Here is a 12,564-nt window from a genome sequence, read left to right as displayed (position 1 = left end):
TACTCGATGGATGCCTACAAGCATGTACAAGTAGTTTGATTGACAACATATCGCTTTTTTCTAGTGACAAAAAAGAGCCGTTTCAGATCTTGAAACGGCTCTTTTTTATGCCATGGTCTATCGAAATGTCCTAAAATCTACTCCACGGTAACAGACTTAGCCAGGTTACGTGGCTGATCTACATTACAACCGCGCATTACGGCGATGTGGTATGATAAGAATTGCAAAGGTATAGTAGCCAGTAAGGGTACAAATGCGTCGTCGGTTTGTGGTATCTCTATCACATAATCGGCCATGCTTTTAACAATCGTGTCCCCCTCGGTTACAATGGCTATAATTTTACCGCCGCGGGCCTTAACTTCTTGTATATTACTTACCACTTTTTCGTAGGATGCATTTTTGGTAGCGATAAAAACTACTGGCAAATCTTCGTCAATTAAGGCGATAGGGCCATGTTTCATCTCTGCAGCAGGATAACCCTCGGCGTGTATATAGGAAATCTCCTTAAGTTTCAAAGCACCTTCTAAGGCAACCGGGAAAGAGCTGCCCCTGCCTAAGAATAGGGCATTATTTGCATCTTTAAAACGTGCGGCAATTTCTTTAACACGATCATTACATTTAAGCGTTTCTTCAACTAGCGTAGGTATGCCTTCTAACTCGGTTAAATACGCTATTAGTTTGCTTTGAGTTATGGTACCGCGCTGTTGTGCCAGATAAAAAGCAATAATGGTTAAAGCAGTAACCTGGCCTGTAAAGGCTTTGGTTGATGCTACCCCAATTTCAGGTCCGGCGTGGGTATATAATCCGGCATCGGTAAAGCGCGGTATAGAAGCACCAACCACGTTGCAAATGCCAAATATAGTTGCGCCCCGTTCTTTGGCAATCTCAAGCGCTGCCATTGTATCGGCTGTTTCGCCAGATTGTGATATGGCTATCACTATATCCTTATCGCTGATAATAGGGTTACGGTATCTAAACTCTGAAGCGTATTCTACCTCTACGGGTATACGGGCATATTCTTCAATTAAATACTCGCCCACCAAACCGGCATGCCAAGAGGTGCCGCAGGCGACAATAATAATACGGTCTACATTTTTAAGCTTCTCTGCATATTCACCAATGCCCCCTAGCTGTACTTTGCCTAGCGCCGGGTAAATACGGCCACGCAGGCAATCTTTTATAGAGCGGGCCTGCTCATAGATCTCCTTTAACATAAAGTGATCGTAGCCGCCTTTCTCTAGCGCCTCCAGTTTCATATCCAGCTCGTGGACGTACGGAGTTTGTATAACGTTGTCAATATTCTTGATCACCAGTTCATCACGTTTGATGTAGGCTATCTCGTTATCGTTTAAATAAATTACATTTTTGGTATACTCAACTATTGGGGTAGCGTCTGATGCGATAAAGTATTCGCCTTTTCCGACACCTAAAACCATAGGGCTGCCTTTGCGAGCCGCGATCAACGTATCGGGTTGGTCCGCGCTCATAATTACTATAGCGTAAGCACCAATAACTTTTGTAAGGGTAATTCTAACAGCTTCCAGTAGATCTAAACCTGTTTCTGCTTGTATATCTTGAACCAGGTGAATTAAAACCTCAGTATCGGTATCACTTTTAAAAATGTGGCCCTTAGCTATTAGGGTTTCTTTAATAACGGCATAGTTTTCTATAATACCATTGTGTATAATAGTAAGCTTTCTGTCACCTGACGAGTGTGGATGCGAGTTACGATCGCTTGGTGCGCCGTGTGTCGCCCAACGCGTGTGGCCCATACCTATTGTACCAGCCAGGTTTACATCTTTTACAAAATTTTCAAGGTCGGCAACCTTACCGGCTTTTTTGTAAACTTTAAGTTCTTTATCATACAATGCTATCCCAGCACTATCATAACCACGGTACTCAAGGCGCTGAAGCCCTTTAATTACAATCGGATAAGCATCTCTGTGGCCGATGTAGCCTACAATTCCACACATAATAAGAAATAGATTAAACAGTTAACAAAAGTAATGAGCTACTTCATAAAAACAATAGCGGTTAATAAATTAATATTATTAACCGCTATTAGTTGCAAACTTTATTACTATTTGGACACTTTAGTATAAAATATATTAAGTTTTATGCTATATGGTGATGTTTTATCAAAACCAACAGCAACGGTACGGCCGTCGTTTTGCGCCGTCGGGAATATTGAAGTTGTAGAAGTAGGTATGGCAGGCCCGATAAAAGATCCGTAGTCGGGCGTTGCACCACGTAAAAGATCTTGTATATATGCAGTTATTAAAAAATGGTATTGTTGATCTTGCGCTATGAAAAACCCGCCGGCCGCATTGCTTCCAAACGATCGAGGATCGGTATTGGTAGCATCCTGAATAAAGACACGCTGCTTAGCAATATCATAACGATACATGGCCAAACGTGGCAGTGGCGCAAACGGTATAGTCGATCCCGGCTGTGGCCTTAAAGTTAGCTCGGCACGGTTAATAATAACATCACCACCAACGTTTTTAGCAAATTGCTTTAAATATGGGAAGCTGATCTTACTGCGCAATCCGCCAAGGCCCTGTAAATAAACTGTTTTGCTACCGCCGGCAGGGGGAGTATCTAATTCTTTTTGAAGAGCAGCCGGGCGTATGGAGTGCTTAATTTCGGCTGCGGCAATAGTGCTTGGTAATGAAAGTATACCAGTATCAATAACAGTTCCGTTTACGTTTTTATAGTAGATCTGTATAGATGCTGCACCGCCCATACTAAGCATAAATGTACCGCCCGGCCCCGATTGCGTTTTGTCAAGCGTTATATAAAACCCTTTAACGTTGTTTTTAAAAACAAGGTTTGAGGCCCGCTGGGCCGCCGGGGCATTATAAAAAACATTATTGATGAACGAGGGGCTGATAGGTATCCTTAACTGGGGGGCAACCTTGATCAAACTATCCGGTTTTGACGGTATAGGGTTTAAGATCTGAATACTGTCACTGGTGCGTGATACAAAAGATTTTGTACCTAAAAGCACCGTACGGTCTACGTCCCAAACCTTATTGTTGTAGTATTCTGTACCTGAGAAAACTCGCTCTTTAAGTTGATAAACGTTAGCCTTGTATCTCGACGATATAGAGTCGCCGTAAAAATTACCTACAGCATATGGCAATACTAACATCGCCGAGTCGACAGTGATAGTGCCGGTTGGCAAAGTATAGGCTGCACTATTAGGCAAGTTAATGTCCATAGCTATATTAGCCTCTGTATTGCCAAACACCGGATCTTTTAGAAACGATAACGGTGTAGTTGCAAGCCCGCTGGTTAATACCGTATCCTCTGTTATAGTATTTATTACTATGGTAGCGGTATCTACTAATTTACCGTTTATCTGGTTAGCATTAACTACACCTAAACCAATAGTATCCTGGTTTTTGCACCCATTCAAAATAAAAAGACTTATCAACAAGGTTAATAAGTCTAGTCTTATAAATTTCATATATCGATCTCTCACTGCTTATACAACGTTAACCAATTCCTCACTGGTAATTTCGTCGTAAAAATTGTAATAATTTTCGAAATCTGCGGTCGAATTAAATTCTAACAACGGTTTTTGGCTGTTTTTAACATTATTTAACACATCCCCGTCGATATTCTCGCTACCCAAAACAATGGCATCGCTGTAGCTGATAGCGCCTTCGTATAAAGCGGCATTTGTACCTGCTTTGTATACGTCCGTATGCTGTTCAGTCATATCGCCCATTACTGCTTTTTGCGCAAAATCAGCACTTAAAGCACCTTGAAAATCGTTTTCATAGATAGAGTAAACAATTTTTGAGTTCTTAAATGTCGGATCGTCTTTATAGGTTGTTTTTAAGTACGCTGGCACTAACGCGCTCATCCACCCGTGGCAATGAATTACATCAGGAGCCCAGCCCAATTTTTTTACTGTTTCCAACGCCCCTTTGCAAAAGAAAATCATACGCTCGTCGTTATCAGCGTAAAATTTGCCGTCCTTATCCTCAAACACATGTTTACGCTGGAAATACTCTTCGTTATCCAGGAAATAAACCTGCATACGCGCAGCAGGGATAGATGCAACTTTTATGATCAGCGGATTATCATTGTCATTGATAATGATATTCATACCTGATAACCTGATCACTTCATGAAGTCTGTTCCTACGCTCATTAATATTTCCAAAACGCGGCATCAGAATCCGAATTTCGTATCCTTTTTCCTGCATGGCCTGCGGTAGCTGGCGCGTTATTTCAGAAATTTTTGAGAGTTCAAGGAAAGGTGACATTTCATGAGTTATAAACAAAAGCTTAGATTTACCCATCTCCAAATCAGAATTAAATATTTGTAATACCTCAAAAAATTTGAGTGTGCAAATATAAACATTATATATGAAGTATCAATCAATTATGCAAGTACTTTTGGTTATTTTGTATCATTTATGCAACTTCGCCCACTTTTTGTAATATATAATATTGAAAAAATTTACCAGAAAAGCCGCCCTGCAACAACAGCTTGAGCTTGTAAAAGCCGAGGGCAAGATTGTAGGCTTCGTGCCTACCATGGGTGCCTTACACGCCGGTCACCTGTCGCTTATAAAACAAGCACAGCACCAATGCGACGTTGTGGTTTGCAGCATATTTGTAAACCCCACGCAGTTTAATGACCCTAAGGACCTGGAGATATATCCCCGCCCTTTAAGTGCCGATATAGCCAAGCTAGAAGAAGCTGGATGCGACATACTGTTTAACCCAGAAGTTAGCGAGATGTATGACGATGATGAAAGCTGGCATGTAGACATTGGCGAAATAGAGGGGCTGCTGGAAGGGAAATTCAGGCCCGGCCATTACCAGGGCGTAACGCAGGTGGTTTTTAAGCTGCTTGAAATAGTAACCCCTGATTTGGCTTTTTTTGGACAAAAAGACTACCAGCAGTTTTTGGTTATACAGCACATGATTGACCTGCTGGAGTTGCCCGAAAAACTGGTGATGTGCCCGATAGCGCGCGAACCGGACGGCCTAGCAATGAGCTCGCGCAATATTCATTTATCTGCAGCTGACAGGCAGCATGCCTTGATACTATCAAAAACACTGAACCTGGTTAAGCGAAATTTCAATAGCGACAACATCGTGCAGCTAAAACACGACGCCGAAGCAGCCATTGCCGCCGAGCCGGGCGTTGATTTAGCCTACTTTGAAATTGCAGATGCTAAAACACTGCTTCCCGCTGATAAAGACACTGAAACCCTTGTAGCTTTAGTAGCCGCTACTGTTGGGAAAACGAGGCTGATTGATAATGTACTTTTAAAGAGTGGCGATAAGGTCGAAGACTAGGTCTGTCTGACCTTTTAGTGTAGCTTATACCATTATAAAGTCAACTAATCTCAATCTTTATTCTTTTATAACTAAAAACGTAACTTTGCCTTATGATTATTGAGGTATTAAAATCTAAACTGCACCGGGTTAAAGTAACACAAGCCGAACTAAACTATGTAGGCAGTATTACTATTGATGAAGATTTGATGGACGCGGCAAATATTATTGCCAACGAGAAGGTGCAGATAGTAAACAATAATAATGGCGCCCGTTTTGAAACTTATACCATACGTGGCGAGCGCGGCAGCGGCACCATTTGCCTTAATGGCGCGACAGCACGGCTGGCCCAGGTTGGCGATATTGTAATAATCATGTCTTATGCTTACATGGAAATGGACAAGGCACGTAATTATGAGCCGATATTGGTTTTCCCTGATCCGGAAAATAAATTGATTAAATAAACCACTCTAAAGGGGACTGAAGAACTTACACTAGTCAAATTAGTCTTTCAGCGATATTTCTTTTTTTATATAGTAGCGTTTTATAAATCTATAACGTTTAACACTTACAGCACCCTGCACCCGCAGCGACGTTTTGTTAAAAACATATCTATTAAATAATTTAATAGATACTTTAGCGTTTACTTTGCTGCATAAAACCTCGGGTTGTCGATAACTTATACACCATAAAGAATAATTATACATCATGAAAAAAATATTATTAGGATTATGTGCTGTTGTACTATTAGCTTCAGCATGCGTAAAAGAGAAAGAGACGCCGAAGGGCGAAGCGCAAATACGTTTTTTAAACGCGGTAGTTGGAGCGCCGGCACATGATGTTTACATCGCCGATAAAAAAGTTATCAGCAGCGGGCTTTCATATGGTGTTATATCGCCATATATTAAATACACATCAGGCATTAACTTAATGGCATTTGTAGACCCTAGTACAAATATTACCAGTGCCTCTGAAAACTATGGGTCGGACATTGGTGACCAGGCTACCTTATTTTTGTACGCAAATTTTCAGGGACGCTTAACCGCAGGCGGCATTAAAGATAACATGACAGCTCCTGCTGCCGGCAAAGCAAGGGTTAGGTTTATTAACCTGCATTATAATTTAACAAGCGCTATGATTGTGTCTATCCAGGGCGGGGCCCAATTATTTACGGAGTTACCGTTTGGTAGTGCATCTGCTTATTTTGAGGTTGCACCTAGTACTAAGTTTACAACACAGGCCACCGGGGTAACCACCAACCCGGTTATTGATCTTAACATACAAGCAGGTAAAATTTATAACGTATGGTTTAGCGGTGCTAACAGTACGGAAATTAATGGCTACGGCTACACCCAAAATTAAAATATAACCACATCAGGCATCGCGTTTTTAGCTATAAAACCGATGCCTGATTGGCTATCAACAATTGTGGTTTATTTTTTTCAGAAAAGGCACACAACCTACTCCAATAACTTCTATCTTTGCACCCCGACGCTGAAGTCGGGATTTCCTGCCATCAGCGCATAGTATTTAAAGGTTCAAAAATTGATGTTTCAATTAAGGATCAAAGAATTTATACTCAAAAAGACTATGCCCAAAGACACCTCCATTAAACACATCCTGATCATCGGTTCTGGTCCTATTATTATTGGCCAGGCTTGCGAGTTTGACTACGCCGGTTCACAGGCTTCTTTGTCACTTAAAGAAGAAGGTATTACTGTATCTATCATTAACAGTAACCCCGCAACCATCATGACGGATAATGTAATTGCCGACCATGTTTACCTGCTGCCGCTTACCTGCGAAAGTATTGAGCAAATATTGATAGAGCAAAAAATTGATGCAGTACTGCCTACTATGGGCGGCCAAACCGCGCTAAACCTTTGTATCGAGGCTGATGAACGCGGCATTTGGCAAAAACATGGTGTTAAGATAGTTGGTGTTGATATTGCCGCTATTGAAAAAACCGAAAACCGCGAGGCTTTTCGCCAGTTGATGGTTGATATAGGCGTGGGTGTAGCAAAATCAAAAATTGCCAACTCGTTTCTTGAAGGTAAGGAAGGCGCGCAAGAAATTGGTTTCCCATTGGTTATCCGCCCAAGCTACACCTTAGGCGGTAAAGGCGCAGGTTTTGTACATAAAAAAGAAGATTTTGACGCAGCATTAAGCCGTGGCTTGCAAGCATCGCCAACCCACGAGGTACTGGTAGAGCAGGCTGTTTTAGGCTGGAAAGAATATGAGTTAGAGCTTTTGCGTGACAGCAATGACAATGTTATCATTATCTGCTCTATCGAAAACTTTGACCCAATGGGTATCCATACCGGCGACTCAATAACCGTGGCACCAGCCATGACCTTGAGCGACCGTTGTTACCAGGACATGCGTAATCAGGCTATTAAGATGATGCGCGCCATTGGTAATTTTGCAGGTGGCTGTAATGTACAGTTCTCTGTTAATCCTGCTGATGAATCGATCATCGCTATCGAGATCAACCCGCGTGTATCTCGTTCATCAGCCTTAGCATCAAAAGCAACCGGTTACCCAATTGCTAAAATTGCTGCTAAACTGGCTATAGGTTATAACCTTGATGAGATAGAAAACCAGATCACCAAAACGACATCAGCTTATTTTGAGCCTACGTTAGATTACGTGATCGTAAAAATCCCTCGTTGGAATTTCGACAAATTTAAAGGCGCTAACCGCGAGCTTGGTTTGCAAATGAAATCAGTAGGCGAGGTTATGGGTATTGGCCGTAGCTTTATAGAGGCGCTTCAAAAAGCTTGTCAGAGTTTAGAGATAGGCCGCGCAGGTTTAGGTGCCGATGGTAAACAAAGCCGCAACCTTGAAGAAATAATGCACAGCCTTGAGCATCCAAGCTGGGATAGGTTGTTCCATATTTATGATGCTATGAGCTTAGGCGTGCCTATGGAGTCTATCCGTAAGGCCACTAAGATCGATCGTTGGTTCCTGAACCAGATCCAGGAGATTGTAAACCTGGAGATTGAATTACGCCGGTACTCGATAGGTAACGTCCCTGAGGATTTCTTGTACCTGCTTAAACAAAAAGGTTTTTCTGACGCGCAGATTGCTTACGTTCTGCATAATAATACTACCGAAGAGGATGTTTACCAGCGCCGTAAAGAGCTGGGCATAAAACGTGTCTACAAAATGGTTGACACCTGTGCTGCCGAGTTCCCGGCAAAAACGCCTTACTACTATTCTACTTACGAAGGCGAGAACGAGTCAATAGCATCTGATAAGAAAAAGATCATTGTATTAGGCTCGGGCCCTAACCGGATTGGCCAGGGCATTGAGTTTGATTATAGCTGTGTACACGGTTTGTTAGCAGCCAAAGAGGCTGGTTACGAAGCCATTATGATTAACTGTAACCCTGAGACGGTATCAACCGACTTTAACATGGCCGATAAGCTATATTTTGAGCCGGTGTTCTGGGAGCACGTGCGCGAAATTATTGAGCTGGAAAAACCTGAGGGCGTAATTGTTCAGTTAGGTGGCCAAACCGCTTTAAAGATGGCCGAGAAAATGCATGAGCATGGCATTAAGATCATCGGTACATCGTTTGATAACATGGACATTGCCGAAGATCGCGGCCGTTTTTCTGACCTGTTAAAAGAACTTGAAATCCCTTATCCCAAATATGGCGTTGCCGAAAGTGCTGAAGAAGCGCTGGTAGTTGCTAACCAAGTTGGTTACCCTGTGTTGGTTCGCCCTAGCTATGTATTAGGCGGACAAGGCATGAGCATTGTTATTAACGACGAAGACCTGGAAAAAGCGGTGGTTAGTCTGTTAAAAAACCTGCCGGGCAACCGGGTATTGATTGACCACTTCCTTGATCGCGCGTCAGAAGCGGAGTCTGATTCTATCAGCGACGGCGACGATGTGCACATTGTTGGTTTAATGGAACATATTGAGCCTGCCGGTATCCACTCGGGGGACTCTTTCGCGGTATTACCGCCGTTTGATTTGTCTGAAACAGTTATTAATAAAATGGAAGAGTACACCGCCAAAATTGCGAGAGCTTTAGATGTACGCGGTTTATTGAACATCCAATTTGCCATTAAAAACGAAGAAGTGTATGTAATTGAGGCTAACCCCCGCGCATCACGCACGGTGCCGTTTATCGCCAAAGCATATGATGTACCTTACATTAACATTGCTGCTAAAATAATGTTAGGCGCTAATAAATTGAAAGATTTTACCATAGTGCGCAAGCTAAAAGGCTATGCTATAAAAGAGCCTGTTTTCTCTTACGACAAGTTCCCTGAAGTTGAAAAACAACTGGGCCCTGAAATGAAGTCAACCGGCGAAGCTATACGCTTTATCCCCAACCTGGAAGATCCATATTTCAGACACTTGTATAAGGAAAAGTCAATGTATTTGAGCAAGTAATTGCACTGGATTTAGAGATTAAGAATGAGTTTGAATATTGATTTGTTAACAGCCATCCAAGCAGAAAAGGCGGGCGATGCGTTGCTAAATATAGAGCGCTCTTTTAACATTAAACTTAAGAGCGATGATTTGAAAAAGGTGGTTTCTTTAGATGATCTGTGTGACACGATCTGTAATGAAATGAAACATAGCCACGCCGAGGGTTGCACCACACAGCAGGCTTTTTATAGGTTCAGAAACGCTTTTATGGCGGTATCGCCGTGTCGCAAAAGCGAGATCACCCCTGCCTGCAGGGTTAAAGCCATTTTCCCTTGCGAAAACAGGGCAAAGATGATTGAGCAGTTAGAGGCCGAGCTGGGTTTAAAGATGAATATTTTGCAACCGAAGCCATGGGTTACTGCCGTATTAGCCATATTATTTGCCGGCTCTTTAATAGCTTGCTTTTTCTATGGTGCTGTGGGCGCGGTTGGTTTAATTTTGGCAGCGGCAGGTTATAAGCTATCTGCCAGGTTTTGTAACGAGCTAAATGTGAAAACGGTAGGCGACCTGGTGGCAAAGATCGTTAGAGACAACCACTTGAAGGGACGCAAAGGCACACCCTCTGTAAACCGAAAGCATGTTGAACAAAAAGTACGCGAGCTATTTATAAACCAAAGACAAATAGAGTCCGCTTTGGCGTAGCTTCATTATCATCAAATACAAAGCCCCATCCTCACAATTGTGCAGATGGGGCTTTTTTATGCAGGCCGCCCTCGTTATTTTTCAACCATCAGCCCCTTAACCTCAAATGTCAATCTTCGTTTGGGATCTATTTTAATGCCGGTTTTTGCTTTACCGCTTGCTTCAAATTGCTTTTGGGCCACGCCCTCTATTAATACTATTTTACCTTTTAATTCAACAGGTGTAGTTACGTTGTAGTCTCTAAAATGCGCTGCTATAATTTTGCCGTTGCCGGCGTCAACCTCAAACCAGCCGCCCTTTGGTTTAGTCACTCTTATCACTTTGCCACGTACGGTGCTGCTGATGCGTACTTTTTTATCCATAAAAGCTTCAACCCTGTTGGCAGGCACAATATTGCTAGTGTCGGGCTTATTACCGTAAACCATACCATGCGGCATAGGCTTTTTTTGTGCCGATGCGGCTAGGGCGCAGCAGGTTACTATCAGTAAGATCAAGTATCTCATGCATTTATCAACACCCAACCAGCTGCATTGGTTTGGTCGCAGTACGTTATTAAGGCGTTGAATGCAAAATAGCAATTAGGCTGTTAAATTATGTTAAAAACAGATCTTTACCTGTAGGGTTGCATCTAAATAGCAGCCAATAAACTATATTTAAAAATTAATAAACAACTATCTTTGCATCCGCATAAAAAATGTGAAGCTAGCCGGAAAAGGAACCGCCGGGGACGAATTAAACTAATACAAGTATGAAAAAATCGCTACAAGGCACTTTTTTAATTATCCTTTTTATTGCCGCTATGGCATTTGTTACCGGCTGTAAGAAAGGCGAAACCCCGGTTGCACCAATCCCCGAGCCTGTTATTAACCCTGTATTTAGCGAGTTAACTACAAGCTCTGTAGTGGTAGGCGGCCGCATTGGCACCTCAAATTTTATAAAAGAAGTTGGTATTTGCTACAGCTCGTCTAATCAAAAGCCAACCCTTAGCGACACCTTTGTAAAAGATACGCTGGCTGCCAGTTGGATAACCCAGATTACCGGCCTTGCTGCTAATACTACTTATTACATCAGGGCATATGCTATTAGTGATGGTGGCACAGGCTACAGCAGTGTTACTACTTTTAAAACTAATACTACTGCTGCCGTGCCAAGAGGCACAGTAACCACATTTGCAGGCAGCCCAACAGGGAGAGCCGGCTTTGTTAATTCTACTATCGGCACGTCGGCGTTGTTTGACGCGCCTAACGCTATTGCATTTAACCCGGTGTCGAATTTACTTTATGTAGGCGACTCCTTTAACAATTCTATACGTACTATTTCATTAACCGGCTATACAAACACCACTAATGATGCTGTTATTGGCCTTACAAATGGTGCGATAAGCCAAGCTAAGTTTTATGGTGTTAAAGGTTTTGCTTTTGACGCGCAAGGCAACGTTTACTTTGCAGATTTAGGTAACAATGTCATTCGCAAAATGACAGCAGCCGGTGATGTTAGTACGCTTGCCGGGACAAGCATACCCGGCTATAAAAATGGCGAAGGCAGTGTAGTTCAATTTTATAATCCGAGCGCTACGGTTGTTGACGCTTCCGGAAACCTATTCGTTGCTGACAGAAGCAACAACCTGATCCGTAAAATTACTTCAGCGGGCGTTACCAGTACTTTTGCAGGATACGTAGCTCCAACCGGCTATGTGCAAACAAACGTACCAGGCTATAATGATGCGAACGGCACATCGGCTTACTTTAACTACCCGGTTGCCATGACCAAAGACGCCGCGGACAATATTTACGTTGCCGATTATAAAAACAAAGCTATCCGCAAAATTACTCCTAAAGGCGATGTATCTACTTACGCAGGCGGTATCTATTTTTCAACGCTAATTGGCAACCCTACCGGTTTGGTTATGGATGCTCAGGGCAACTTGTTCATAACAGAAACTGGCGGACGTATACTTGAAATAACTAAAGACATGGTGTTATACGTTATTGCCGGCGCGGCCAACACAACGGGTTACGTAAATGGCGTGGGTGCTGCCGCACGTTTTAACAGTCCGCAATCAGTTACTATTGATACTCAGGGAAATTTATACGTAGCCGACTTTAACAACAATGCTATCCGCAAAGTTACAGTCGCAGTGCAGTAAGTATTTATAATATTGATATTAAAC

10 protein-coding genes are annotated in these 12,564 nt (G+C 42.6%); 6 read left to right on the top strand and 4 right to left on the bottom strand.

The features are described 5' to 3' along the window. Positions 1 to 137: 137 nt before the first annotated feature. The 3 genes from glmS to ACFSYC_RS03285 all read right to left on the bottom strand — a co-directional run bounded on the left by glmS (position 138) and on the right by ACFSYC_RS03285 (position 4,315). Positions 138 to 1,973, bottom strand: coding sequence for a glutamine--fructose-6-phosphate transaminase (isomerizing) (gene glmS, locus ACFSYC_RS03295; RefSeq protein WP_377123486.1), 1,836 nt, complete (start codon positions 1,971 to 1,973; stop codon positions 138 to 140). Between the two features lie 107 nt (positions 1,974 to 2,080). Continuing rightward, a complete protein-coding gene (locus ACFSYC_RS03290; RefSeq protein WP_377123484.1) occupies positions 2,081 to 3,472 on the bottom strand; it encodes a DUF4270 family protein in 1,392 nt (463 codons plus the stop codon). 18 nt (positions 3,473 to 3,490) lie between these two features. Next, positions 3,491 to 4,315, bottom strand: coding sequence for a glycogen/starch synthase (locus ACFSYC_RS03285; RefSeq protein WP_377123482.1), 825 nt, complete (start codon positions 4,313 to 4,315; stop codon positions 3,491 to 3,493). 151 nt (positions 4,316 to 4,466) lie between these two features. Between ACFSYC_RS03285 and panC the strand changes: the two genes are divergently transcribed. The 5 genes from panC to ACFSYC_RS03260 all read left to right on the top strand — a co-directional run bounded on the left by panC (position 4,467) and on the right by ACFSYC_RS03260 (position 10,394). Next, positions 4,467 to 5,324 carry a pantoate--beta-alanine ligase gene (panC, locus tag ACFSYC_RS03280; protein WP_377123480.1) on the top strand — a complete coding sequence of 286 codons (858 nt, stop codon included), beginning with the start codon at positions 4,467 to 4,469 and terminating at the stop codon, positions 5,322 to 5,324. Between the two features lie 92 nt (positions 5,325 to 5,416). Next, positions 5,417 to 5,767 carry an aspartate 1-decarboxylase gene (panD, locus tag ACFSYC_RS03275; RefSeq protein ID WP_377123478.1) on the top strand — a complete coding sequence of 117 codons (351 nt, stop codon included), beginning with the start codon at positions 5,417 to 5,419 and terminating at the stop codon, positions 5,765 to 5,767. 244 nt (positions 5,768 to 6,011) lie between these two features. After that, entirely contained in the window at positions 6,012 to 6,665 is a 654-nt protein-coding gene (locus ACFSYC_RS03270; protein WP_377123476.1) for a DUF4397 domain-containing protein, read from the top strand. A gap of 228 nt (positions 6,666 to 6,893) precedes the next feature. Then, positions 6,894 to 9,713: a carbamoyl-phosphate synthase large subunit gene (carB, locus tag ACFSYC_RS03265; RefSeq protein WP_377123474.1), complete on the top strand. Its 2,820-nt coding sequence runs from the start codon at positions 6,894 to 6,896 to the stop codon at positions 9,711 to 9,713. A 24-nt stretch (positions 9,714 to 9,737) separates the two neighbouring features. Then, positions 9,738 to 10,394 (top strand): hypothetical protein, encoded by a 657-nt coding sequence (locus ACFSYC_RS03260; RefSeq protein ID WP_377123472.1) that lies wholly within the window; start codon positions 9,738 to 9,740, stop codon positions 10,392 to 10,394. 74 nt (positions 10,395 to 10,468) lie between these two features. Here ACFSYC_RS03260 and ACFSYC_RS03255 read toward each other — a convergent pair whose 3' ends face one another. Beyond that, positions 10,469 to 10,897 carry a DUF4920 domain-containing protein gene (locus ACFSYC_RS03255; RefSeq protein ID WP_377123470.1) on the bottom strand — a complete coding sequence of 143 codons (429 nt, stop codon included), beginning with the start codon at positions 10,895 to 10,897 and terminating at the stop codon, positions 10,469 to 10,471. Positions 10,898 to 11,142: 245 nt separating this feature from the next. Here ACFSYC_RS03255 and ACFSYC_RS03250 point away from each other — a divergent pair, with 245 nt between their 5' ends. Beyond that, entirely contained in the window at positions 11,143 to 12,540 is a 1,398-nt protein-coding gene (locus ACFSYC_RS03250) for a hypothetical protein (protein WP_377123468.1), read from the top strand. The last annotated feature ends 24 nt before the right edge of the window (positions 12,541 to 12,564 follow it).

Source organism: Mucilaginibacter antarcticus (assembly GCF_042686155.1).
Taxonomy (GTDB): domain Bacteria; phylum Bacteroidota; class Bacteroidia; order Sphingobacteriales; family Sphingobacteriaceae; genus Mucilaginibacter; species Mucilaginibacter antarcticus.
The sequence above is the reverse complement of the archived record's forward strand: the minus strand, read 5'-3'. Positions and strand labels throughout refer to the sequence as shown.

Coding starts and splice junctions, on each gene's coding strand:
- ACFSYC_RS03270 (WP_377123476.1), top strand. CDS start 6,012: ATGAAAAAAATATTATTAGGATTATGTGCTGTTGTACTATTAGCTTCA.
- ACFSYC_RS03290 (WP_377123484.1), bottom strand. CDS start 3,472: ATGAAATTTATAAGACTAGACTTATTAACCTTGTTGATAAGTCTTTTT.
- ACFSYC_RS03250 (WP_377123468.1), top strand. CDS start 11,143: ATGAAAAAATCGCTACAAGGCACTTTTTTAATTATCCTTTTTATTGCC.
- carB (WP_377123474.1), top strand. CDS start 6,894: ATGCCCAAAGACACCTCCATTAAACACATCCTGATCATCGGTTCTGGT.
- panD (WP_377123478.1), top strand. CDS start 5,417: ATGATTATTGAGGTATTAAAATCTAAACTGCACCGGGTTAAAGTAACA.
- ACFSYC_RS03285 (WP_377123482.1), bottom strand. CDS start 4,315: ATGGGTAAATCTAAGCTTTTGTTTATAACTCATGAAATGTCACCTTTC.
- ACFSYC_RS03255 (WP_377123470.1), bottom strand. CDS start 10,897: ATGAGATACTTGATCTTACTGATAGTAACCTGCTGCGCCCTAGCCGCA.
- glmS (WP_377123486.1), bottom strand. CDS start 1,973: ATGTGTGGAATTGTAGGCTACATCGGCCACAGAGATGCTTATCCGATT.
- ACFSYC_RS03260 (WP_377123472.1), top strand. CDS start 9,738: ATGAGTTTGAATATTGATTTGTTAACAGCCATCCAAGCAGAAAAGGCG.